The organism is Yersinia sp. IP36721, assembly GCF_003634395.1.
Lineage (GTDB): Bacteria > Pseudomonadota > Gammaproteobacteria > Enterobacterales > Enterobacteriaceae > Yersinia > Yersinia entomophaga.
The window spans coordinates 15,571-39,345 of the sequence record NZ_QCZL01000015.1; the positions used below are offsets into that span (position 1 = coordinate 15,571).

A 23,775-nucleotide genomic window follows, 5' to 3' on the forward strand; every position below is an offset into this window, starting at 1 on the left:
GTGTACAATAGCGCGCTATTTCTAAATGCCTGAGGCAAAAAAGCTGTGATCGAGAATCTGCGTAACATCGCCATTATTGCGCACGTTGACCATGGGAAAACTACCCTGGTCGATAAGTTGCTGCAACAATCCGGTACTTTCGGCGAACGTACTGAAGCAACCGAACGTGTAATGGACTCCAATGACTTGGAGAAAGAGCGTGGTATAACCATCCTCGCAAAAAATACTGCCATTAATTGGAAAGACTACCGCATCAACATCGTGGATACCCCAGGACACGCCGATTTCGGTGGTGAGGTTGAGCGTGTGATGTCAATGGTTGACTCCGTGCTGCTGGTCGTCGACGCAATGGATGGCCCGATGCCGCAGACCCGTTTCGTGACCAAGAAAGCCTTTGCTCATGGTCTGAAACCAATCGTGGTTATCAACAAAGTTGACCGTCCGGGCGCGCGTCCTGACTGGGTTGTGGATCAGGTATTCGACCTGTTCGTAAACCTGGATGCGACTGACGAGCAGCTGGACTTCCCTATCATCTATGCATCTGCATTGATGGGTATTGCTGGTGAAGACCACAACGATATGGCGGAAGACATGACCCCGCTGTACCAAGCTATCGTTGATCATGTACCTGCGCCAAAAGTTGACCGTGACGGTCCACTGCAGATGCAAATCTCCCAGCTGGACTACAACAACTACGTTGGTGTTATCGGTATCGGCCGTATCAAACGTGGCGTTGTTAAGCCTAACCAGCAAGTGACCATTATCGATAGCGAAGGTAAAACTCGCAACGGTAAAGTCGGTAAAGTATTGGGCCACATGGGCCTGGAGCGTATCGAGACCAATCTGGCAGAAGCCGGTGACATCATCGCGATTACCGGCCTGGGCGAGTTGAACATCTCTGACACTATTTGTGATGTGAATGCTGTTGAAGCATTGCCAGCACTGTCTGTTGATGAACCAACCGTAACCATGTACTTCTGCGTTAACACCTCTCCATTCTGTGGTAAAGAAGGTAAGTATGTGACATCACGTCAGATTCTTGACCGTCTGAACAAAGAATTGATCCACAACGTGGCGCTGCGTGTTGAAGAAACTGAAGATGCTGATGCATTCCGCGTTTCAGGCCGTGGTGAACTTCACCTGTCGGTTCTGATCGAGAACATGCGTCGTGAAGGTTTCGAGCTGGCTGTATCTCGTCCTAAAGTTATCAACCGTATGATTGACGGTCGTAACCAAGAACCATTCGAAAACGTAACGCTGGATATCGAAGAGCAACACCAGGGCGCAGTAATGCAAGCCATGGGTGAGCGTAAAGGCGACGTGAAAGATATGGTTCCAGATGGCAAGGGGCGTATCCGTTTGGATTACTCCATCCCTAGCCGCGGCCTGATCGGTTTCCGTACTGAATTCATGACCATGACTTCTGGTACTGGTCTGCTGTACTCCACATTCAGTCACTACGATGATGTGCGTCCAGGCGAAATCGGTCAACGTCAGAACGGCGTACTGATCTCTAACGGTCAGGGTAAAGCTGTTGCGTTCGCACTGTACAAATTGCAGGATCGCGGCAAGCTGTTCATCGGTCACGGCACCGAAGTGTATGAAGGCCAGATCATCGGTATTCACTCACGCTCTAACGACCTGACTGTAAACTGCCTGACTGGTAAGCAATTGACCAACATGCGTGCCTCCGGTACTGATGAAGCAACCACTCTGGTTCCTTTCCTCAAGAAAACCCTGGAGCAAGCGCTGGAGTTCATCGATGACGACGAACTGGTTGAAGTAACCCCGCAATCTATCCGTATCCGTAAGCGTCATCTGACGGAAAACGATCGTAAGCGTGCTGGCCGTGGTAGCAAAGAAGGTTAATCCTTTTTAAGCTATAACAGACACTTAGGGCGCAATTGGCGCCCTGAGTTCTTTTTATACCCCACCGTATATTCAATTCTATCCTTTCCTTTTTCTTCCTCCGTCTGTTCAGCCTTCTTTTTTACCGTTACAGTGAACTCACCTTCAAATTTGGGAGAGCGCTATGCTGTATATCTTTGATCTGGGGAATGTGATTGTTGATATCGACTTCAAACGCGTTTTGGGTGTCTGGAGCAAACTGAGCAGTGTGCCCCTGGCAACTTTGACCGAACGTTTCACCATGGGTGATATTTTTCAGCAGCATGAGCGAGGTGAAATCAGCGACGAAGATTTTGCGCGCCGCTTTAGTGACGAAATGGGGCTTTCCCTGAGTTTTGAACAGTTTGCCACCGGTTGGCAGGCGATTTTTGTTGGTTTGCGCCCTGAAGTTATTGAGATAATGAAAAAGCTGCGCGAGCAAGGTCACAGAGTTGTGGTGCTCTCTAATACCAACCGTTTGCATTGCAATTATTGGCCGCAACATTATCCTGAGGTCGCTGCAGCGGCAGACCATATGTATTTGTCGCAGGATTTAGGGATGCGTAAACCGGATGCCGATATTTATCACCATGTTTTAAATAATGAAAACTACCCTCCGGAGCAGGCGGTGTTCTTTGACGATGTGGCTGCAAATATCGAAGCGGCGGAGGCCTTGGGTATTAATGCGGTTCATGTAACTGACAAAACCGTTATTCCAGCCTATTTTTCCTAATGAGATCACGGGTTAACGCATTAGGGTTAACCCTTTTCTGACTCACTCTTCGCTCTCAATCCCATTTTTGACCTCGAGGTGAATATGGCAGGATTTCCGCGCTTTCGTTTACCGTCGCCGTTAAAACCCAGCGCCAGCTTTGGGCGAATGCTCTTCAGACGCATAGATCACGATGGCTTAACTATGCTGGCTGGACATCTAGCCTATGTCTCATTACTGTCTTTAGTCCCGTTGATTACGGTGATTTTTGCGCTGTTTGCCGCATTTCCGATGTTTTCGGATATCAGTATTCAACTGAAGAATTTCGTTTTTGCTAACTTTATGCCATCTGCTGGCAATGTTATCCAAAACTATATTGAGCGGTTTGTCGCCAACTCTAACCGCATGACGGCCGTGGGTACCTGTGGCCTGATTGTCACCGCGCTGTTGCTGATTTACTCGGTGGATAGCGTGCTGAATACCATTTGGCGCAGCAAGAATAAGCGTTCTATCGTCTTTTCCTTCGCAGTGTATTGGATGGTGTTGACGCTGGGGCCGATTTTGGTCGGTGCCAGTATGGCGATCAGTTCGTATTTACTTTCATTGAACTGGCTGGCAACCACCGGAGTGAATAGTTTTATCGATCAGGTATTACGAATCTTTCCGTTAATACTGTCCTGGATTTCATTCTGGTTACTGTACAGCGTGGTGCCAACGGTACCGGTGCCGGTCAAAGATGCGCTGGTTGGCGCGCTGGTGGCGGCAGTTTTGTTCGAATTAGGAAAGAAGGGATTTACGCTGTATATCACGCTATTTCCTTCCTATCAGTTAATTTATGGTGTCTTGGCGGTCATACCCATTTTATTTTTATGGGTTTACTGGAGCTGGTGCATCGTATTGTTGGGAGCAGAAATCACCGTAACATTAGGTGAGCATCGATCATTACGAAAGCAGGAACCGGGTGACGAAACGCAAAATCAGGAGATGTAGGTTGTTATGATTGCTTTGATTCAACGAGCGCAAAGCGCCAGCGTGGATGTGGATGGCGTTACCGTTGGCACGATTGGCTCGGGATTATTGGTGTTACTGGGCGTTGAGCAAGGAGATACCGAACAAAAAGCGCAGCGTTTGTGTGAACGAGTGTTGGGCTACCGTATCTTTAGTGACGAAAACGACAAGATGAATCTCAACGTTCAGCAAGCTGGCGGTAGCCTGCTGGTGGTTTCCCAATTCACGCTGGTGGCGGATACCCAAAAAGGCATGAGGCCGAGTTTTTCGCGCGGTGCGGTTCCAGAAGAAGCCGACAGGCTTTATCAGTATTTTGTTGCTCAGTGTCGCGAGCGTGGTGTAAAAACTGAAACAGGACAATTTGCTGCGGACATGAAAGTCAGTCTGGTCAATGACGGCCCGGTGACTTTCTGGCTACAGGTTTAGGGTGGGGATATTCTGGCTCTGTTATTACTGAGGGTAGCGGAATACATTTTGTTGATGGATTTCTAAGAGAGATAGCTTCTATGTATCACCTACGCGTACCCATAACAGAACAAGAACTTAAAGATTATTATCAATTCCGTTGGGAAATGTTACGCAAACCACTGCATCAACCTGTTGGCTCCGAAAAGGATGCCTATGATGCAATGGCGCATCACCAAATGGTGGTGGACGAGCAGGGGAAACCCGTTGCCGTTGGTCGTTTATATATCAATGCTGATAATGAGGCTGCTATTCGGTTTTTAGCAGTGGATCCGGCTGTACAGGGCAAAGGATTAGGCACGCTGGTGGCGATGACGCTGGAATCCGTAGCGCGTCAGGAAGGGGTTAAGCGGGTAGTGTGTAGCGCCCGTGAAGATGCGGTGGAGTTCTTCGGCAAGCTGGGGTTTGTCAGTCAGGGAGAAATTACCGCGCCGCAAACCACGCCGGTACGTCACTTTTTGATGATTAAGCCGGTGGCGACCATGGATGATATCCTGCATCGCCCAGACTGGTGTGGTCAGCTACAGCAGGCTTGGTACGACCATATTCCGCTCAGTGAGAAAATGGGCGTGCGTATCAGCCAATACACCGGGCAGCGTTTTGTGACGACCATGCCCGAGGCTGGCAATCAAAATCCCCACCATACGCTGTTCGCCGGTAGTTTATTTTCACTGGCAACGCTGACTGGATGGGGTTTGATCTGGCTGTTACTGCGTGAACGCCAGCTCGGCGGTACCATTATTCTGGCCGATGCCCATATTCGCTACAGCGCGCCAGTGACCGGACGGCCAAGAGCCATTGCCGATTTAGGCTCGATCAGTGGCGATCTGGATCGTTTGGCGCGTGGACGTAGGGCGCGGGTGCAATTGGAAGTGAATTTATTTGGTGATGAAAATGCTGGAGCCGTATTTTCAGGCACTTATATGGTGTTGCCGGTAACGCCAGGGGACGCCGAAGCAGGTTAACCGCCGCTTATCCCCTCTTGCGCGAGGTTGCAGCAGATCACGGCTACAACCTCGTGCGACGTCGGTTAGTTGTTAGAATAGCAGTTAGAACCCGAATTATATTGCCTCAGGGCGTTGTCACGCCGTTCACTTCGCCAGCCTGCATCAGTTGGTCAACTTGTTGCCCGCCGTTCTCTATCGCCTTTAAAGAGCCGTTCAGCGAGCTTTTAAAGGGAATGCTCTGAGCCAGACTGCCTTTTAGCTGCACATTCAGATTTCCTTTGCCTTCGAACGGCAGTTTTGGCCACCCCCAATTGTGCAAGAAATTTACATCCACCGAACGCCCCGTCAGCGTTAGAGAGAATGGGCGCTCTGCGGATTGCCCGATTTCAGCTTGGGCTTCCAGTAAGCCTTCCGGTGTGAATGCGCTGAGATCGCTGAAGGTTATTCGCTGATCATTAGCGGTGAGAGCCAATGATGGGCGGCGCAAATCATTGCGGTTGAAGGTAGCATTACCTGCATTAAGCGTTAGTGAACCAGACCAAACTCCCCACTGGCTATTTTTTGCCAGTACCAGATCGCTGCCAAAACCGTCCAGCGCGGTGAGCTGGAATGGGAAATCAGGATTGATATCAATCAGCAGGTTACGGCTGGCGGATAGCTTATTGATCTGTACTGCTGCTAGCCAGCTCGGTAGTGGCTTTTGCCAGAGCTGCCGCCAGTTTTCCGGCAACGTATATTCTAGAGAAACAATCGCCAGCTCATTAAGCTGTAACTGATGATTGGCTCGGTTCCAGTTACCGGTAGCTCGGATCAGCCCGTTTTGCCAGCGGGTAGAAAATTGTTTAATCGCCGCACCGTTATCGGAAAGTTCCAGCGTCAGCATAGGGTCGATCAGATGGATATCACCCTTGATAATATCCCCCGCATTAAGCGCTAGCTCGCCGTCGGCGCTACGCCAATCACCTTTTTCAAACGCCACATTCTTTAGCGTGAGATCCAAATCGTTAAACGCCCAGTTATTGCCTTCGACTCGCGCATCGATCAAATCGAAACGTTTAACCGTGACCGGCGGCAGTTGCGTATAGCTATGCCACAGATCGTCCAGCGTCTTCGCGGTTTGCAGGCGCACATTACTGAGACGCAAATGCTCTACCTGCCAGCGGCCATCCTGCTCGCGACTCGCTTCACCGGTCAGTTCCCCTTGGGCGATATTGGCACCGAAGTTAGTGAGTTTAAGCGCCTGTTTGTTTTTTGTACCTTGTACAAAGACATTTTCGAAAGCATTCCCACCGATGGTTAGCTCATCGGCGCTAAGCTGAAATTGGTTGTTCTCACCCAAGCGATCGCCAGCTTTGGGTTGCCACGGAATAATACCGCCAGTGATATTCTTACCTTGAATGCTTGAACCGGGCGAAGCGGTATTTAGCGCCATATTTGCCAGCCGTAGCGTATCGGCCTGAATATTTAACGCTGGGGAAGGCGCGTCCAGATTTAGGCTGCCCTGTTGTAACAGTAGGCTGCGGAAGTGTCGTGGCTCGGTAATTTGACGCCAGCTGAGCCCAAAAACAACCTGCCCAGCGTTAAGAAAGACGGGCTTGTTGGTTTGCGAAATCATGACATCGCTGAAGGTAATCTGCCCCGGCTGAGACCAATCGTGATCGATTTTACCCAGAGATAGCTGATATTGGCTGCTATCGCTCACCCAGCGGCTGAGGTTTTTAGCTCCCCAACTGGTTTGCAACAGTAAATAAGCGATGGCTACCAGCAACATCAGGAGCAGTAACAGCGTCAGGAGTACTTTTCCGATAGTTTTCATCTGGTAAATCTCAGTCTGTTGGCCTGAAGTTATCTCCGTTTATGCCGCAATTCGACCCTGACCTCAATAGACAATCCTTTAATCAGGAATAAAAAATGGTCAATGCTGCAATAGCATCGACCATTTGGATTTATTTATGGGGGTCACTTCCAGGGAAGCTACTTTTCCTGCGGGAAGATCAAATTCAGCACGATAGCGGTGATGCCACCGGCGGCAATGCCCGAAGACAGCAAGGTTTTAATCCAATCAGGAGCAAACTGTAGAATCAGCGGTTGCTGAGCCACGCCCATACCTACCGCCAATGAAAGAGCCATAATCATAATCGCCCGACGATTTAGGGTTTCGCGAGAGACAATGCGTACGCCGGATGCGGCAATAGTGCCGAACATGACGATGGTCGCGCCGCCTAATACTGGCTCAGGGATATGCTGTACAAAACCGGCTACCGCAGGGAACAGGCCCAACAGAATCAGCATCAGAGCAACGACAAACCCCACGTAACGGCTGGCTACGCCGGTGAGCTGAATAACGCCGTTATTCTGACCGAAGCAAGAATTTGGGAAGGTATTGAAGATGGCTGAAACCATTGAATTCAAACCGTTCGCCAATACGCCGCCTTTCAAACGCTTCATATATAGCGGGCCGCTGACCGGTTGTTCGGAAACGTCAGAAGTGGCAGTGATATCACCGATTGTTTCCAGTGAAGTCACCATAAAGATCAGCATCAGCGGAATCAATAGGTTCCAGTCAAAGGATAAACCGTAATAAAACGGCGTTGGAATGGTTATTAGAGCCGTTTCGGCAGCAGGTTGGCTGGCTGGCAGCATATCCATAGCCCAAGCCAACAGATAGCCAACGGCCATTGCTATGACTAATGAAGCAACGCGCAGGTACGGATTGCGCTGACGGTTTAGCAGGATAATAACGACCAACACCGCGCCGGCGAGTAATAAGTTTTTCGGTGAGCCAAAGGTATGATCGCTCATCGCGCCATATCCGCCACCAATGGATGTCAGGCCAACCTGAATCAGCGATAGGCCGATAATCATCACGACAATGCCGGAAACCAACGGCGTAATAATGCGACGAGCCAAATGCAAAACGCGAGATAGCAGGATCTCGGTGCAAGACGCGACCATTAGCGTACCAAACAGCGCGGCCATCATGGTCGGGATATCGGCACCGCCATTTTTCAACGCCAGCCCGCCCATAATCAGCGGAGAAACAAAGTTGAAACTGGTGCCCTGAATCGATAACAGACCAGAACCCACGGGTCCCCAGGTTTTTATTTGTAAAATAGAGGCGAGTCCTGACGCAAATAGGGACATACTAATAATTCGCTGGGTATCCTGCGCCGGTAAACCTAAAGCCTGGCAGATAAGCAGCGCGGGAGTGATCACCGCCACAAACATGGCTAATAAATGCTGACAAGCGGCAAATAGGGTTTGTGGCAACGGTGGACGATCTTCCAATCGGTAAATCAGTTCGCTGGGTGCATTAGTATGAGAGGCCGGCCGTGAGGTCTTTAGCTCGGCGGATTGCGTGGTCATGGGTTGGCATTCCAGAATCGGCAAAGGGGGCATTTTAATGATCCGCTTCACAAAAGCAATCGGTTGCGCTTCGATTTTTTCAAAATACGCATTTGTTGCCTGCTCGCATTTTTATCTCACCAAACTTGTAATTCTCAGCGTTTTTTTTTCTAATCCACCCTAACCTGCTTTGGCGTTTTTTAAGGATTCGGCTAACGTCATATTTTTATTAGATATTTTAATTACATGGAGTACCAGGATGTTTCATCTCGATACCTATGGCACGCTCGTAGCGGCCACACTGGTTCTGTTACTAGGGCGTAAACTCGTACAATCGGTTCCCTTCCTAACTAAATATACAATTCCCGAACCTGTTGCCGGTGGTTTGCTGGTAGCTCTGCTGTTATTGCTAGTGCAAAAAACTCTTGGCTGGGAAATCAGCTTTGATATGTCCCTCAAAGATCCGCTAATGCTGACTTTCTTTGCCACCATAGGCTTGAACGCGAATCTGGCCAGCCTGCGTGCCGGCGGGAAAGCGTTAAGCGTATTCGTTTTTGTGGTAGTCGGCCTGCTATTAATGCAGAACGCCATCGGTATCGCGTTAGCGAAGCTGATGGGGCTAGATCCTTTGATGGGCCTATTGGCGGGTTCTATCACGCTTTCCGGTGGTCACGGAACCGGTGCGGCGTGGAGTAAACTGTTCGTCGAGCGTTATGGTTTTGAAAATGCTACCGAAGTAGCAATGGCTTGTGCCACATTCGGCCTGGTTTTAGGTGGATTGATCGGCGGCCCTGTGGCCCGTTATCTGGTGAAGCATTCTTCTACGCCGGATGGAAAACCGGAAGATAGCGAGCTGCCATCTGCATTTGAAAAACCATCTACTGGCCGTCTGATTACGCCGTTGGTGATGGTCGAAACCATTGCGATGATTGCCATTTGTTTGATGGCAGGGCATCACATTGCAGCCTTGCTACAGGGCACAATGTTTGAATTACCGACCTTTGTTTGCGTGCTGTTTGTTGGCGTGATCCTTAGCAACGGTCTGGCTATGGTTGGCTTTTACAAGGTGTTTGACCGTGCGGTTTCCGTGCTGGGTAACGTCAGTTTGTCGCTGTTTTTGGCAATGGCGCTGATGAGCCTCAAACTTTGGGAGCTGGCTTCCCTGGCTTTACCAATGCTGGTTATTCTGGTGGTTCAGGCGTTGGCGATGGCGCTATACGCAATCTTTGTGACTTACCGAGTGATGGGTAAAAACTATGATGCGGCTGTGTTGGCTGCGGGTCACTGTGGTTTCGGCTTAGGCGCGACGCCGACGGCAATCGCTAATATGCAGGCGATTACCGATCGTTTCGGCCCTTCTCATTTGGCATTCTTGGTTGTGCCAATGGTTGGTGCTTTCTTCATCGATATCGTCAATGCGATTGTGATAAAACTTTATCTGTTGCTGCCAATATTCCCAGCAGTTGCGGGCTAAAGTCGGTGTTTAAAGGGAAAGCCGCAATGGCTTTCCCTTATAATATTTAAGCGTTGGTGTAGCGAGATCGCTCTGGCAGCCAACGTTCAATCAGCGCTTTTGCACTTTCAGGATATTGCTGTTGAAGGTGACGGGCAATGCGCTGAACCTCAGGCAACATAGCCTGATCTCTCATTAAATCAGCAACTTTGAACTCTGCACTACCGGTTTGCCGCGTACCTAATAATTCGCCGGGGCCGCGTATTTCCAAGTCTTTCTGCGCAATAACAAACCCATCGTTACTGTCTCGTAAAACCTGCAAGCGCATTTGAGCCGTTTTACTGAGCGGAGTTTTATACAGCAGCACACAGTGAGAGGCCACTGCACCGCGCCCGACCCGACCACGCAGCTGGTGCAACTGAGCTAAACCGAGGCGCTCCGGGTTATCAATAATCATCAGGCTGGCGTTAGGGACATCGACACCCACTTCAATCACCGTGGTTGCAACCAGCAGCTGCAATTCCCCTTGTTTGAATGATTGCATAACCGATTGTTTTTCCGCGGCTTTCATTCGGCCATGTACTAAACCGACTTTTATCTCCGGCAGGGCTGCTTTCAACTCCTCGCAGGTCACTTCCGCTGCTTGCGCTTCCAGTAATTCTGATTCTTCAATCAACGTGCAGACCCAATAAGCCTGACGGCCTTCTTCCAGACAGGCGTTTTTCACCCTGGCAATAATATCGCTGCGCCGGGTATCCGGAATGGCAACGGTAGTGACCGGCGTTCTTCCCGGAGGTAATTCATCAATAACCGAAGTATCTAAATCAGCATATGCGGTCATCGCCAATGTGCGAGGAATTGGGGTGGCGGTCATAATCAACTGATGAGGATGGAAACCTTGTTCCTCGCCTTTTTCCCATAACGCCAAACGCTGATGAACACCAAACCGATGTTGTTCATCAATAATAACCAGCGCCAGCCCTGAGAACTGCACCTGTTCCTGAAAGATAGCGTGAGTACCCACCACCATGGAAACCCGTCCACTGGCAACGGCTTCCTGCTGTGCCAGCCGCGCCTTGCCTTTCTGTTTACCAGCCAGCCAGCCGACTTCCAGCCCCAGTGGTTCGAACCACTGACGGAAGGTATTTGCGTGCTGTTCTGCTAATAATTCCGTCGGTGCCATCAGCGCGACCTGCTTGCCATGAGCGATAGCCCGCAGCGCCGCCAGAGCGGCAACCAGTGTTTTACCCGAGCCCACGTCACCCTGAATCAATCGCATCATGGGGAAAGGGTTAGTCAGATCTTGTTCAATTTCACCCACAACCCTTTGTTGAGCAGAGGTTGGTTTAAAGGGGAGATTAGCCAGAAAACGTTGCTTTAGCTGTTCTTCAGCGAGCAACGGCAAAGCCTTGTAGCTTTGTGCTCCCGCCCGTACAGCCAGCATACTGAGATTATGAGCCAGCAGTTCTTCCAATATTAATCGGCGCTGTGCCGGATGTTTCCCTTGCTCCAGATCGGTTAACTGAATATCTGCTGGTGGGCGATGCAGGGTATGAATAGCATCTGGCAAACTGATAAGCGTGCGGCTGAGTTCCTGCGGCAGTAACTCTGCGATAGCGCTGATATCAAGTAAGGCTAGTGCCTGATCGATGAGCTTACGCAGCGTTGCCTGACGAATACCTTCAGTCGTGGGATAAACTGGAGTCAGAGACTCTTGTAATTCAATACCCGTATTTTCTCCATGTACTCGATATTCCGGATGAATGATTTCCGGCCCGTGGTTGCCGCGCTTAGCTTCTCCATAGGCGATAACATGCTTGCCGGGGGACAGGCTGTTTTTCATCGCAGCGTTAAAATTGAAGAAGCGTAGGGTAAGAATACCGCTGCCGTCGCTTATCTGACAGGTCAGCATTCGACGGCGGCCAAAGCTAATATCAGAGCGCAGCACTTCGCCTTCCACGGTTGCAAAAATGCCAGGTAGCAGGTCACCGATACGATAAAGGCGGGTGCGGTCTTCGTAACGCAGAGGTAGATGGAGCAACAGATCCTGAATGGTTTCCAGCCCCATTTTCGCCAACTTGCCAGCCTGACTTGCGCCAACGCCGGAGAGTGTACTCAGGGGAACGGCATCGAGCAGGTGGCCTTTCATTTACGACTCCGTTGCTTGCATAGCAGACCACCATTGCGGCTCGGCAATAATCTGGCCATGCTCATCGATATGAGGAGGAGGCAGACCCTTGCGTTTGGCAACCTGTGCCAAAACCGGATAACCGCCTTCAAACAGCAGCCGTTGCTGCTCATCTTTATCCAACACGCTAGCTGCACGCTGATACATTCCGGCATTTTGCCGCTGCCGCTGAGCTTCGTACAGAATCAACGCAGAGGCAACGGAAACGTTTAGAGATTGCACCATCCCGATCATCGGAATAATGATATCGCGATCGGCCAGCGCTAAGGCCTCTTTTGAAATACCGGTTTTTTCCTGCCCCATCAGAATACAGGTTGGGCGAGTGTAATCAATTTCTCTGAAATCAACGGCGTTATCAGAAAGATGTGTCGCCAGAATCTGCATACCCTGGGCTTTGAAATGTTGGACCGCACCGCTAATTTCGGGATGTGTTTTAACCTGAACCCAACTATTGCTGCCAGCGGCAGCAGACAGCAGGGTATTCATTTCTGCGGTGGGCCAAATTGCATGGATTTGATGAATGCCTACGGCATCAGCGGTACGAATGATTGCGGAAACATTGTGGGGTTTATGTACTTGCTCCAGACAGACGGTTAAATCCGGCTGTCTGGTGGCAAGCATTTCACAAATCCGCGCATAGCGTTGGGGATTCATAGGCCTTAATTGCGGTTACGGCTGACTTTGACTACGTCCGGCATGATACGAATTTTACGCATAATATTCGCCAAATGGATACGATCTCGCGTTGTCAGGCGAATAAAGGCGCTGTAGATTCGGCCATCTTTCTCTTCTGTATTCATGCTCTGAATGTTTGATTCAGCCGCATTAATAGCCGCAGTTAGGTTAGCCAGAGCGCCTTGCTGATTGAACATGTCGACTTTAATTTCGGCAATAAATTCTTGCTCGGTGACTTTATCCCATTCAACCGCCATGAATTTCTCTGGCTCTTTCTGATAGCCACGGATATTCCGACAGGATTCATGGTGAATCACCAAGCCTTTGCCTGGGCTAATATGCGCAATGATCGGGTCGCCCGGAATAGGTCTGCAACACTTAGCGAAGGTAATCAACACACCATCAGCGCCTTTAATTGGCAGTTTTCTGGTGCCTGACGCGGCGATATTAGCAGGGTCACCCAGTAGATTTTTCGCAACCACTACGCTCATGGCATTGCCTAAACCGATTTCAGCCAGCAGATCGTCTACCGATGCCAGTTTCATGCGATCCAGTTCGTGCTGGATATTTTCCGGAGAAATATCTGCCAACTTACGGCCATTGCCCAAAGCGTGATTCAGTAAACGTCGGCCAAGGCTAACGGACTCATCGCGTTTCAGGTTTTTCAGCAACTGACGAATTTTGGCCCTGGCTTTTGAACTCACAACAAAATTCAGCCATGCAGCGTTAGGGCGGGCTCCCGGAGCGGTAATAATCTCAACGGTTTGGCCGCTGCTAAGCGCCTGCGAAAGAGGGTAAGGCTGGCGGTCTACACGGGCACCGACGCAGGCATGGCCAATGTCGGTGTGTACCGCGTAGGCGAAGTCTACCGGCGTTGCGCCCGCCGGTAGTTCGACGATGCGACCTTCTGGGGTGAAAACGTAAATTTCATCGGGGAACAGATCGGATTTTACGCTTTCGATAAATTCAAATGAGCTGCCCGCGCTTTGCTGTAATTCCAGCAGGCTCTGCATCCAGCGCTGGGCGCGGATTTGAGCCGTGGTGCCGGATTCGCCCTGTTCTTTATAAGCCCAGTGTGCGGCAACACCCATTTCGGCCATTTGGTCCATATCTTCAGTACGAATTTGTACTTCGACAGGAACGCCGTGAGGGCCAATTAATGAGGTATGTAACGATTGATAACCGTTAGCTTTGGGAATGGCAATGTAGTCTTTTACTCTGCCGGGGCGCGGCTTGTACAGGCTATGAGCCTGGCCTAAAACCCGGTAACAGGTATCCACTTCTTTCACAATGACGCGAAAAGCATAGATATCCATAATGGAGTGAAAACGTTGCTCTTTAAGATTCATCTTGCAATAGATCGAATAGAGGTGTTTTTCACGTCCACTGACCCGGCAAGGTATACCCGCTTCGGTTAACCTACCCTCAATCTCCGACAGGATTTTTTGAATCATTTCCTTACGGTTACCGCGAGCGGCTTTTACCACTTCTTTGATGACGCGGTAGCGATTGGGATATAGCGCTTCAAAACCCAGCTCTTCAAGCTCGGTTTTCAAATGATGAATACCCAAACGATGGGCTAAAGGGCTATAAATTTCGAGGGTTTCACGAGCTATGCGGCGGCGTTTATCTGGGCGTAAAGAACCCAGAGTGCGCATATTGTGCGTGCGGTCTGCCAGTTTGATCAAAATGACGCGGATATCCTGCACCATCGCCATGATCATTTTGCGGAAGTTTTCCGCCTGGGCCTCTTTCTTGTCGCGGAAGGTTAATTTATCGAGTTTGGATACGCCCTCGACCAACTCAGCTACGCTTTTCCCGAACAGTTGCTCCATATCTTGATATGTCGCAGGCGTGTCTTCGATGACGTCATGCAATAACGCCGCCATCAGGGTTTCGTAGTCGAGTCGCATTTCCGCCAGGATACAGGCCACGGCAACCGGGTGAGTAATATAAGGCTCACCGCTGGAGCGTGTCTGACCCTCGTGAGCATCACGCGCAACAAGATATGCCTGTTTGAGGCGCTTAATCTGCTCCTCTGGCAGGTAACGTTGAATCAGCAGATTCAGGCTTTCAAACAGGTACAAGGCAGACTCACAGTCTAATTACTAATTAACGACGACCTTCGGCAATGGCAGTAACCGCTTGAATTTCTGCGGCTTCTTGCTCTTGCTGCTCTTGGCGTTCACGAACATCAAGGATCTGATTAGTGATCAGGCCTTCTTCGATTTCACGCAGTGCGATAACGGTAACTTTATCGTTTTCTTCTGGAACCAGTGCATCTTTACCGCCAGACTGGATTTGGCGCGCCCGACGAGCAGCGACCAACACCAGGTCAAAACGGTTACCAATTTTCTCTACAGCGTCTTGAACAGTTACGCGTGCCATAATTCTGCTACTCCACAGGTGAAGAAATGACTGGGCATGATACTGAAACTCGGTTCAGTCTGCCAATAATTTGCTGATTAAAGCGTCATGCCGCTGTTTTTGGCGGTCTAAACGCAGTCGTTCGGCGCGAATAATGGTTTTCAAATCGGACAATGCCAAATCGAAATCATCATTTACGATTAAATAATCGTATTCCGCGTAGTGATCCATTTCTGCGACGGCCTGTGCCATTCGTTTGGCAATAACCTCTTCGCTATCCTGCCCACGGCCTCGTAAACGACGATCCAGCTCGTCTTTTGAAGGAGGCAGAATAAATATACTGCGCGCTGCCGGCATCTTTTTACGAATTTGCTGTGCACCTTGCCAGTCAATATCTAAAAAGACATCAACGCCGGTAGACAGAGTTTGCTCGATGGCCAAACGTGAGGTGCCGTAGTAGTTTTCAAAAACTTTGGCATGCTCAAGGAAGGCATCATCCTCAATCATCTGGCAAAACTCTTGTTCGGAAACAAAATAGTAATGCTCACCATGATTTTCACCGGGACGTTTTGCACGCGTAGTATGCGAAATGGATACCTGCGTGTCGTACAACGGCTGTGTTTTCAGTAAAGCCTGAATCAGGCTTGATTTTCCAGCCCCACTTGGAGCGGAAACAATGTATAGCGTGCCTTGAACCATGATGACGTTTCAGTTGATTAGGGTTGATGTATAAAAAGCAGAAGTGTGAATCTTCGCACAGTATACACGGGCTAACCGCGTCATGCAGCGTTACAACACATTTCACTACAAGGTTTCGTATTTAAAAAGCTCAAATTACATACTTTGCGTAGGGGATTCAGCAATTTCAAGTTGTTGCAGTAACGAAAAAAGTATTTTTCGAGATGTGCCGCATTTTCACTTTTGGGCTATTTAATTATTCGTTGCTAGCGGATTAACTCATGTTCACCAAGGACGGCGAGGGAAAGAACATGGATAAGTTAATCATATTGGGGATGCTCTTGGTTTCTATTTTCTATGGCAGATCGTCAGCTTCGGTAGATTGCCCGTCATGGACGCTCAGCGAATTCGAAACAGAGATCTCCAGACTGGAAAAGCAACTAGAAGAATGGGATGTCGCTTATTTTCAACAGGGTAATAGCCTGATTGAAGATGATATTTACGATCAGCTTAGGTATCGGCTCAATCACTGGGTGCGATGCATAGCAATACCCGAGAAAAGAGTTAATAACGCTCTTTCTCCTACCATCAGTTTGCAGAATAGATTATCTCATCCCGTTGCTCATACGGGATTAAAAAAACTCCATGGGAAAGGGGCTTTATCTGAATGGCTCGCCGAACGAAAAAACCTTTGGGTTCAGCCTAAAGTTGATGGTGTCGCGGTCACGTTAACCTATGTTCAAGGAAACCTGACGCAAGCGATCAGCCGAGGCGACGGTGCAGTAGGCCAGAACTGGACGGATAAAGTGAAATATATACCTGCAATTCCCCACTTTATTTCTCAGGCTCCGCCGTTACTGGTCCTGCACGGCGAACTTTTCCTAAAGGTAACTCACCATAAACAGAAAGAAGCTGGCGGTATTAATGCCCGGGCTTTGGTGGCGGGAGCAATGATGAAAAAGTCACCTTCGGCATTGTTGTCCGATATAGGTATTTTCATTTGGGCATGGCCTGATGGACCCGCGATTATGACCGAGAAGCTGCGTGAGTTACGGCGGATGGGATTTTCGCTGACTAAAGAGTTCAGTATGCCGGTCACTTCAGCGAGTGATATTGTTGCATGGCGACAACGCTGGTTTGAATCACCGTTGCCATTTGTGACCGACGGAATTGTTATCCGGCAAGAGCAAGAACCTGCGGGGCATCATTGGCAATCACAGCCCGGTTACTGGTCTATTGCCTGGAAATACTCTCCTTTTCAGCAAGTCGCGCAGGTGAAATCAGTTAATTTCACCATAGGCCGAACAGGGAAGGTCAGCGCTATTTTATCTCTAGAGCCTATTCGGCTGGATGACAAATGGGTGAAAAATGTCAATGTTGGATCGGTTGAACGCTGGCGGTACTGGGACGTCATTCCCGGCGATCAAATAACAGTTTCGTTAGCGGGGCAAGGTATCCCTCGCTTGGATAACGTTGTCTGGCGAGTGGAGAATCGGCATGTCGTTAACCCCCCCGATTCCGCTTTATTTCATTCGTTAAGCTGTTTTCGCCGTCAACCCGCTTCTTGTAATGAGCAATTTATTGCCCGTTTGAGTTGGTTAAGTAGCCGTTCAGGACTGAATATGGCAGGTATTAGTACGGGTGTTTGGCAGGCCTTTATCGACCATGGCTTGATGAGTAATCTCGTTGAATGGCTTGAATTTACACCGGATGATATTGCCGCTGTACCAGGTATAGGAGCGGCGAAAGCAAAGACGATTTATCAACAGTTTCAGGTAGCAAGAGAGCGGCCGTTTGGCGAGTGGTTGGCGGCGTTGGGTTTCCCCAAGCTAGCTAAAAAAGAAGACTATCCAGAACGCTGGACAGATTTATTACGGCGCTCGAACCAAGAATGGCTATCTTTGGCGAATATAGGTAAGAAGCGTGTAAAACAAATAATGGCATTTGCCGCTGATTCGGAGGTGCGGCAACTTATAGCTACGTTGTCGCACCATCAAATAAAGGGGTTTGAATTTATAGAGCGCTAGCAGCTACAGAGAATCAATGATCCTGATGCTCATATTTAAAGACGGGTAATCCTAAACGGTAACGCAAAGCAAGCAGCCGGGCAGTCAGGCCAGTAACCAATGTAATGATGACAACCCAATTATGAGAAAGCGGCGTGTACTGTAGAGCGATATAAATCCATGCTGCGGCAAAGGATACTCCAGCATAGATTTCTTTCTGAAAAACTAAGGGAATACAGTTACAAAGCATATCGCGAAGTACGCCACCAAAGACACCGGTAATGACTGCAGCGATAGCGGCAATGATAGAGCTATGGCCCATATCTAACGCAATTTGTGCTCCGATAATTGAGAAAACGATGAGGCCGATAGCATCAAGTACCAGGAAAAGGTGACGTAAATGGCGCATCAGAGGTGCTACCCAGGTGGTTACTATTGCGGCGATAGCAACGATAACGATGTATTCAGGATTTTTGACCCAACCCAGCGGATAATGCCCTAACAACATATCCCTGACTGAACCACCGCCAATTGCCGTGGCGGAGGCGATAATAATGACGCCAAACATGTCCATTTGGCGACGGCCTGCTGCTAGCGCGCCGGTCATAGCTTCTGCGGTAATACCAATAATATAGAGAACGCTAAGTAACATAGTCTTTCACACAAGGGGGCGGCAAAAGATCAAGGGTAATGGCCGCACAATTCAAACGCGACTGAGATTTTCTAACCCTGTATGTTTTGCATTAGATTTATTAATCCGATGTGGGGTTTTATGCTATGTATTACAGTGGTTGGTTATTATTTCTATTGATGGGTGAGTTAGATTATTTAAACTCTGCATGGCGTAATGGCGTAATGGCGTAATGGCGTAATGGCGTAATGGCGTAATGATTTCGCCATTGCAGCAGTTAGCCGCTAAATGCTAATTTCATGCAGCGTCATTTTCTATTCTAAAGAGAATCCTATCTATATGGATAACAGCAGAAATTACTTATGTCGGCGTGCCGGCTTTATTCTAGGAATAATTGCTTCGGGGTTTATTTTAAACGGATGCGTTATACGTCCTGAGTCAGCGGCGAATTCGGCTACGATAAAGGCTGTTCCCTCTGTTTGTCAGCAGGGTGTTCCTATGGTGCAAACAACGCTTTATTTCGGTATGAATCGCCCGCAAGGCCCGGTGATTGCTCCCGCTGAGTGGCAATCATTTGTTGACTCAGAGGTTACTCCGAAATTTAAAGACGGATTAACCGTGTTTGAAGCCAAAGGGCAATGGCTGGGGCATGACGGGATAGTAGCAAAAGAAAATAGCAAAGCGCTGATGCTGATTCATGCCGAAAGCAAAGACAGTGATCTCGCGGTTAACTTGCTGAGAGATAAGTACAAGGCGCAGTTTTCACAAGAGTCAGTAATGCGTATTGATGCGCCCGTCTGTGTCGATTTTTAATCTTCAATGATGGCTGGCCTTCAGGCATTGCACTCTAAGGCCAACCGTTTCATCAAAGCACTAAACCAGCGATTGTTGCTGATAATAAACTAACCAATGTAGAGCCATAAACTAGCTTCAGCCCGAAACGGGAAACCACATTGCCCTGTTTTTCATTCAACCCTTTAATCGCGCCGGCGATAATGCCGATTGAGGCAAAGTTAGCAAAAGAGACCAGAAACACCGATAGAATGCCTAGGCCACGCGGGGACATATCAATCGCTATTTTTTTAAGCTCGATCATGGCAACGAATTCGTTAGACACTAATTTGGTCGCCATAATACTGCCTGCCTTTAGCGCATCCGGCGCTGGAATACCTATTAGCCAGGCAAGGGGGTAGAACACATAGCCGAGAATCTCCTGGAAGCTAACGCTAAATATGCTGGTAAACAAAGCATTAATAGCGGCGATTAGCGCAATAAAACCAATCAGCATTGCGGCGATGATAATGGCGATTTTAAATCCAGCCAGGATGTATTCCCCTAACATCTCAAAGAAACTTTGATCATCATGTAGCTTATTTAATTTTATCTCAGGCTCATCGCCCGTTGGGTAAGGGTTGATAATGGAAAGAACAATGAATGTGCTGAACATGTTGAGTATTAAGGCTGCCACAACAAACTTCGGCTCTAACATTGTCATATATGCGCTGACGATTGACATCGAAACAGTCGACATGGCCGTAGCGGCGAGCGTATACATACGGCGCTGAGAAATATCGGCAATCACGCCTTTATAGACGATAAAGTTTTCTGATTGGCCGAGAACCAAGGTGCTCACAGCATTGAAAGATTCAAGCTTTCCCATACCGTTTACTTTTGAAAGCACCGTACCTATACCGCGAATTACCCAAGGCAAGATCCGGAAATGTTGCAATATTCCTATTAAAGCTGAAACAAAAACAATCGGGCATAAAACATTGAGAAATATAAACGCGAGACCTTGTTCGTTCATATTACCAAATACGAAGCTGGTACCAATTGCGGCAAATTTCATCAACGTTTCAAAGAAACCAGCGAAGTGTTGAATCGCGCCAAGCCCAATGTCGGAATGCAGTAAAAAGTAGGCAAAGGCAATTTCAATAGCTAAAAGTTGAAGAATATACCGTAGGCGAATCTGCTTGCGATCATTGCTCGCGGCTAAGGCCAGTAGCGTGATGATTATCAAAGCCAAAAGAAAATGTAGTATTTGCAGCATACAAAGCCCATTTAACGTTAAGTGAAAATATTTCAGCATTCTATCCATAATGTCTTATAACTTTCACATAAAAATAACCTCAATGTTGGGCTTTATTAGATTGAATAGATTAATTTACAAGCCAAAGAAGTATAAAACTAATTCGATTAAAGCCTGTTGCGATGTAGAAAATGCCAACAAAATTTCCGAGGGTGGATTTTAAAACTGTGTTTTTATATTTAAATGTCGTATCTAACTGACCATTATTCTTTTATATATCGATATATCCTCCCTTTTTTCATCCAGTGACTCACTATTTATTTGCTTGCCTTATTTGAGGGGAAATCGACCTCAAGCAAGCTGAATTAGCCGAGAGGCTTACCTGTGTTGAAATCACTTATTGGATGGAATATATGAAAATGATTAATCTCCCAAGCTGCCGCCCATTTACCGAAGCTGGGCATCTATCGCAAGTCTCTGCTTATTATGAAGAAGAGCGAAATACCATGTGGATGCTGTTACGAGCGAATCCACGTCCGTGTTTTAACCTTGAGTTAATTGAAAATATTATGACACTGGCGCAGGCAGCAAAAGAGTCAAAACTGCCTATCGACTTCTGGGTTACAGGTTCGGTTGTTCCACATATGTTTAATGTTGGAGGTGATTTAAGTTTCTTTGCTCAGATGATAAAAAACCGCAAGCGTGAAACATTAATGGCTTACGCTAGAGCCTGCGTGGATTGCGTTCATTCCGCCTCCCGCGGGTTTGATACCGGAGCAATCTCAATCGCCATGATTGAAGGTAGCGCTTTAGGTGGTGGTTTTGAAGCTGCGCTGGCACATCACTTTGTTTTAGCGCAGACCACTGCCCGAATGGGGTTTCCGGAAATAGCCTTTAATCTGTTCCCAGGCATGGGAGGATACTCGCTGGTGGCTAGAAAAGCCGGTATGCGTGTTGCCGAGGAGCTTATCTGGAGCGGGGAATCACATGCGGCAGAATGGTATGAAAGTCGCGGATTGGTGGATAAATTATTTCAGCCGGGGGATGCTTATATGGCTACTCGCACCTTCATTGATACTATTCGACCAAAATTAAACGGTATGCGCGCAATGATACGAACACGCCAACGCGTTTTGCAGCTGACGCGTTCAGAATTGATGGATATAACCGAAGATTGGGTGGACTCTGTTTTCTCCATCGAAGCTAAAGATCTGGCTTATATTGAACGCCTGGTCATGCTACAGGATCGGCGTACATCCACCATGCCAAAAGCGATTTAGGTTAGGTTTTTCCCGTTAAATTACTTGGAAAGTGCGGGGTATGTTTGCTCAGCCAATGCTCCAGTTCTTCTGCGGGCATTGGCTTGGCATAAAGAAATCCCTGCTTTTCATCTATGCTCAACAAATCTAGGAAATTCTCTTCCTCTATTGTTTCAACGCCTTCTGCAATAACTCGCATTTGGAGCGTTTCGGCGACAACGGAGATTGCCTTAACTAAAGACTGCGCGACCTGATTTTTATCTATTCCGCGCACAAAGCTCTGATCTAATTTAATTGCATCAATAGGAATACGTGCTAACTGGGAAAGTGAAGAATAGCCGGTACCAAAATCATCCAGATGGACTTCAGCACCCAATTCTTTGAGCTTTTTGATAATGTTAATCGCTGCATTTTCATCATCAATCAGACAGCTTTCTGTTAATTCGACATCAACTAAGCTGGAGGTCAATTCACAGGTTTCCAGCGATTTAATAAAGCTGGTAATAATCGCTTCATTCACCAACTGGCGGGCTGAAACATTGACTGCAATTCTTAAATCTATGCCTTTCTTTTGCCAGTCAACGGCTTGCTGCATAGCCGTTTGTAATACCCATTGACCCAAAGGAGCAATCAAACCGGATTCTTCCGCATATGAGATAAACTCTTGCGGTGGAACTAAACCCCGCTCGGTTGATCGCCAGCGAACTAATGCTTCTACGCTGAGGACTTTACCGGTTCGAGTTGAGATTTTTGGCTGATAAAATACGACAAGCTGATGTTGTTCCAGGCCTTTACGCAGATTGGTATCCAGCCAAATGTATTCAGACACTTTCTTATTCATTTCCGGAGAAAAGACAGAATAAGTCCGTTTGCCAAGTTCTTTTGCCGTGTACATCGCGGTATCCGCGCTGCGGATGATATTTTCCAGCGTTTCGCCATGCTGTGGGCATAACGCAATCCCAATGGAACATCCGGTATAAACTTCAATCAATCCGATACGGAAGGGGGCTCGCATTTGGTCGAGAATACGTTGGGCGGCATTTTCGAGGGCAGAAAGCGTCGTATCTTCAATAAGAACGATAAACTCATCTCCCCCCAAACGGGCGAGCATTTCATCTTCTTTCAAGCAGCTCAATATCGAAAGTGACACATCTTTTAGCAGCCGATCGCCAAACATATGGCCATAGTGGTCGTTAACTCTTTTGAAGTTATCCAGATCAAGATAAATAATCCCTACGGCGTCGTCTCCGCGAGTTTGAATCGCACTGTTGATTCGCTCATGAATAGCGTGGCGGTTAGGCAAACCGGTAATCATATCGGTATTCGCCAGCACACGCAGGCGTTCCTGTGCTCGTCTCTCTTTAGTAATATCTGTACCTGAGCAGATTAAATAAAGTTCGTTTTTACCGCTGCCGCTGTGCACGAATTTATTACGAAAAAGAAACAGGCGTTTTCCTTTTACCGTGTTAACCCAGCGTTCCACTTCATAAGAAGCACCTCTTTTAAAAAAACCTTCAATGTTTTTACGCGAGGATGCGCCTTCTTTCTGTGTCATAAATAATTCAAAAACATTCTTACCGATGACGTCTTGTTCTTTTTTGCCAGTGTATTCTTCACTCAAACGATTAAAGCGTTGTACGGAGCCATTTTTATCCAGAATGACAATAACCGAGTTAGCTTCGGAAACGACTTGTTCGGCAAAGGACAATCCCATCACCAGATCGCGCGCGACAGCTTCAGTATCTGAATATGCTGAAGCTGTTCCTCCCCATTCCTTGTCATTAATTTTTCGTCCTACCAGATGCAAATGAACTGGATTGCCATAGATAGAAATACTGATTTCCAGGCTGGAAGTAATGGCTGTCAGTGCGCGGACTTTCGCTGTTTGAAGTGAATCAAGAGGAACGGCAATATTGGTCGTGCCTTTTACGGCGGAGAGTTCCAAGGCTTGGCTATCAAAAGCCAAGCGCCAATAGGGGCTATGGGTGCCAAAGTAAGTGTCCAGGATCGATGTGTCTTGATCTACGAACATGAGAGATACCCCGAAAAGTTCATATGCATCTTGGATACAGCAACCTGTATGAAAAGATACATTTCGCCAAGACATGCCCTGTCATAGTGATAA

At 48.1% G+C, this 23,775-nt stretch carries 19 protein-coding genes; 9 read left to right on the plus strand and 10 right to left on the minus strand.

Going from position 1 to position 23,775, the window contains the following annotated elements; translation table 11 throughout:
* Nucleotides 1–45: 45 nt before the first annotated feature.
* The 5 genes from typA to fabY all read left to right on the plus strand — a co-directional run bounded on the left by typA (nt 46) and on the right by fabY (nt 5,037).
* A complete protein-coding gene (gene typA / locus DBA33_RS13100; protein ID WP_049601403.1) occupies nt 46–1,869 on the plus strand; it encodes a ribosome-dependent GTPase TypA in 1,824 nt (607 codons plus the stop codon).
* A gap of 163 nt (nt 1,870–2,032) precedes the next feature.
* Nucleotides 2,033–2,620, plus strand: a complete 588-nt coding sequence (gene yihX, locus DBA33_RS13105) for a glucose-1-phosphatase (protein WP_120806609.1) — start codon at nt 2,033–2,035, stop codon at nt 2,618–2,620.
* An 84-nt stretch (nt 2,621–2,704) separates the two neighbouring features.
* Nucleotides 2,705–3,589, plus strand: a complete 885-nt coding sequence (locus DBA33_RS13110; protein WP_064514646.1) for a virulence factor BrkB family protein — start codon at nt 2,705–2,707, stop codon at nt 3,587–3,589.
* 6 nt (nt 3,590–3,595) lie between these two features.
* Nucleotides 3,596–4,033, plus strand: coding sequence for a D-aminoacyl-tRNA deacylase (gene dtd / locus DBA33_RS13115; RefSeq protein WP_064514644.1), 438 nt, complete (start codon nt 3,596–3,598; stop codon nt 4,031–4,033).
* Nucleotides 4,034–4,113: 80 nt separating this feature from the next.
* Entirely contained in the window at nt 4,114–5,037 is a 924-nt protein-coding gene (gene fabY / locus DBA33_RS13120; protein ID WP_049601414.1) for a fatty acid biosynthesis protein FabY, read from the plus strand.
* Nucleotides 5,038–5,143: 106 nt separating this feature from the next.
* Here fabY and DBA33_RS13125 read toward each other — a convergent pair whose 3' ends face one another.
* Complete coding sequence (locus tag DBA33_RS13125; RefSeq protein WP_064514642.1) at nt 5,144–6,835, minus strand: AsmA family protein; 1,692 nt, start codon at nt 6,833–6,835, stop codon at nt 5,144–5,146.
* A 158-nt stretch (nt 6,836–6,993) separates the two neighbouring features.
* Nucleotides 6,994–8,385 (minus strand): uracil-xanthine permease family protein, encoded by a 1,392-nt coding sequence (locus DBA33_RS13130; RefSeq protein ID WP_064514640.1) that lies wholly within the window; start codon nt 8,383–8,385, stop codon nt 6,994–6,996.
* A gap of 238 nt (nt 8,386–8,623) precedes the next feature.
* Here DBA33_RS13130 and gltS point away from each other — a divergent pair, with 238 nt between their 5' ends.
* A complete protein-coding gene (gene gltS / locus DBA33_RS13135; RefSeq protein WP_064514638.1) occupies nt 8,624–9,838 on the plus strand; it encodes a sodium/glutamate symporter in 1,215 nt (404 codons plus the stop codon).
* 46 nt (nt 9,839–9,884) lie between these two features.
* On the opposite strand, the gene recG is transcribed toward gltS, so the two are convergent.
* Genes recG through gmk form a run of 5 tightly spaced genes read right to left on the minus strand, consistent with a single transcriptional unit; the run spans nt 9,885 to nt 15,746 of the window.
* Nucleotides 9,885–11,966, minus strand: a complete 2,082-nt coding sequence (gene recG / locus DBA33_RS13140) for an ATP-dependent DNA helicase RecG (protein WP_064514636.1) — start codon at nt 11,964–11,966, stop codon at nt 9,885–9,887.
* Complete coding sequence (trmH, locus tag DBA33_RS13145; RefSeq protein WP_120806610.1) at nt 11,967–12,659, minus strand: tRNA (guanosine(18)-2'-O)-methyltransferase TrmH; 693 nt, start codon at nt 12,657–12,659, stop codon at nt 11,967–11,969.
* A 5-nt stretch (nt 12,660–12,664) separates the two neighbouring features.
* A complete protein-coding gene (spoT, locus tag DBA33_RS13150) occupies nt 12,665–14,767 on the minus strand; it encodes a bifunctional GTP diphosphokinase/guanosine-3',5'-bis pyrophosphate 3'-pyrophosphohydrolase (protein ID WP_064514632.1) in 2,103 nt (700 codons plus the stop codon).
* A 25-nt stretch (nt 14,768–14,792) separates the two neighbouring features.
* Complete coding sequence (gene rpoZ, locus DBA33_RS13155; RefSeq protein WP_004392061.1) at nt 14,793–15,068, minus strand: DNA-directed RNA polymerase subunit omega; 276 nt, start codon at nt 15,066–15,068, stop codon at nt 14,793–14,795.
* A gap of 54 nt (nt 15,069–15,122) precedes the next feature.
* Nucleotides 15,123–15,746 (minus strand): guanylate kinase, encoded by a 624-nt coding sequence (gmk, locus tag DBA33_RS13160; protein WP_049601430.1) that lies wholly within the window; start codon nt 15,744–15,746, stop codon nt 15,123–15,125.
* Between the two features lie 290 nt (nt 15,747–16,036).
* On the opposite strand from gmk, the gene ligB reads away from it, so the two are divergent.
* Nucleotides 16,037–17,752 carry an NAD-dependent DNA ligase LigB gene (gene ligB, locus DBA33_RS13165; protein WP_120806639.1) on the plus strand — a complete coding sequence of 572 codons (1,716 nt, stop codon included), beginning with the start codon at nt 16,037–16,039 and terminating at the stop codon, nt 17,750–17,752.
* A 13-nt stretch (nt 17,753–17,765) separates the two neighbouring features.
* Here the strand turns inward: ligB and DBA33_RS13170 are convergent, their stop codons facing one another.
* On the minus strand, nt 17,766–18,383 hold the full coding sequence (locus DBA33_RS13170; RefSeq protein ID WP_049601436.1) for a trimeric intracellular cation channel family protein: 618 nt from the start codon (nt 18,381–18,383) through the stop codon (nt 17,766–17,768).
* A gap of 318 nt (nt 18,384–18,701) precedes the next feature.
* Between DBA33_RS13170 and DBA33_RS13175 the strand changes: the two genes are divergently transcribed.
* Entirely contained in the window at nt 18,702–19,175 is a 474-nt protein-coding gene (locus DBA33_RS13175) for a DUF3574 domain-containing protein (protein ID WP_064514628.1), read from the plus strand.
* A 52-nt stretch (nt 19,176–19,227) separates the two neighbouring features.
* Here the strand turns inward: DBA33_RS13175 and DBA33_RS13180 are convergent, their stop codons facing one another.
* Nucleotides 19,228–20,412 (minus strand): nucleoside transporter C-terminal domain-containing protein, encoded by a 1,185-nt coding sequence (locus tag DBA33_RS13180; RefSeq protein ID WP_064518324.1) that lies wholly within the window; start codon nt 20,410–20,412, stop codon nt 19,228–19,230.
* Nucleotides 20,413–20,804: 392 nt separating this feature from the next.
* Here DBA33_RS13180 and DBA33_RS13185 point away from each other — a divergent pair, with 392 nt between their 5' ends.
* The gene (locus DBA33_RS13185) at nt 20,805–21,671 is read left to right on the plus strand and encodes a crotonase/enoyl-CoA hydratase family protein (RefSeq protein ID WP_064514627.1); all 867 of its coding nucleotides are present in this window, start codon (nt 20,805–20,807) and stop codon (nt 21,669–21,671) included.
* A gap of 1 nt (nt 21,672) precedes the next feature.
* On the opposite strand, the gene pdeR is transcribed toward DBA33_RS13185, so the two are convergent.
* The gene (pdeR, locus tag DBA33_RS13190) at nt 21,673–23,682 is read right to left on the minus strand and encodes a cyclic di-GMP phosphodiesterase (RefSeq protein ID WP_064514625.1); all 2,010 of its coding nucleotides are present in this window, start codon (nt 23,680–23,682) and stop codon (nt 21,673–21,675) included.
* Nucleotides 23,683–23,775 lie beyond the last annotated feature (93 nt).

What these genes read in the sequence shown, in the direction of transcription:
- yihX (WP_120806609.1), top strand. Translation starts at nt 2,033, where the DNA reads ATGCTGTATATCTTTGATCTGGGGAATGTGATTGTTGATATCGACTTC.
- DBA33_RS13110 (WP_064514646.1), top strand. Translation starts at nt 2,705, where the DNA reads ATGGCAGGATTTCCGCGCTTTCGTTTACCGTCGCCGTTAAAACCCAGC.
- dtd (WP_064514644.1), top strand. Translation starts at nt 3,596, where the DNA reads ATGATTGCTTTGATTCAACGAGCGCAAAGCGCCAGCGTGGATGTGGAT.
- fabY (WP_049601414.1), top strand. Translation starts at nt 4,114, where the DNA reads ATGTATCACCTACGCGTACCCATAACAGAACAAGAACTTAAAGATTAT.
- DBA33_RS13125 (WP_064514642.1), bottom strand. Translation starts at nt 6,835, where the DNA reads ATGAAAACTATCGGAAAAGTACTCCTGACGCTGTTACTGCTCCTGATG.
- DBA33_RS13130 (WP_064514640.1), bottom strand. Translation starts at nt 8,385, where the DNA reads ATGACCACGCAATCCGCCGAGCTAAAGACCTCACGGCCGGCCTCTCAT.
- gltS (WP_064514638.1), top strand. Translation starts at nt 8,624, where the DNA reads ATGTTTCATCTCGATACCTATGGCACGCTCGTAGCGGCCACACTGGTT.
- recG (WP_064514636.1), bottom strand. Translation starts at nt 11,966, where the DNA reads ATGAAAGGCCACCTGCTCGATGCCGTTCCCCTGAGTACACTCTCCGGC.
- trmH (WP_120806610.1), bottom strand. Translation starts at nt 12,659, where the DNA reads ATGAATCCCCAACGCTATGCGCGGATTTGTGAAATGCTTGCCACCAGA.
- rpoZ (WP_004392061.1), bottom strand. Translation starts at nt 15,068, where the DNA reads ATGGCACGCGTAACTGTTCAAGACGCTGTAGAGAAAATTGGTAACCGT.
- gmk (WP_049601430.1), bottom strand. Translation starts at nt 15,746, where the DNA reads ATGGTTCAAGGCACGCTATACATTGTTTCCGCTCCAAGTGGGGCTGGA.
- ligB (WP_120806639.1), top strand. Translation starts at nt 16,037, where the DNA reads ATGGATAAGTTAATCATATTGGGGATGCTCTTGGTTTCTATTTTCTAT.
- DBA33_RS13170 (WP_049601436.1), bottom strand. Translation starts at nt 18,383, where the DNA reads ATGTTACTTAGCGTTCTCTATATTATTGGTATTACCGCAGAAGCTATG.
- DBA33_RS13175 (WP_064514628.1), top strand. Translation starts at nt 18,702, where the DNA reads ATGGATAACAGCAGAAATTACTTATGTCGGCGTGCCGGCTTTATTCTA.
- DBA33_RS13180 (WP_064518324.1), bottom strand. Translation starts at nt 20,412, where the DNA reads ATGCTGCAAATACTACATTTTCTTTTGGCTTTGATAATCATCACGCTA.
- DBA33_RS13185 (WP_064514627.1), top strand. Translation starts at nt 20,805, where the DNA reads ATGAAAATGATTAATCTCCCAAGCTGCCGCCCATTTACCGAAGCTGGG.
- pdeR (WP_064514625.1), bottom strand. Translation starts at nt 23,682, where the DNA reads ATGTTCGTAGATCAAGACACATCGATCCTGGACACTTACTTTGGCACC.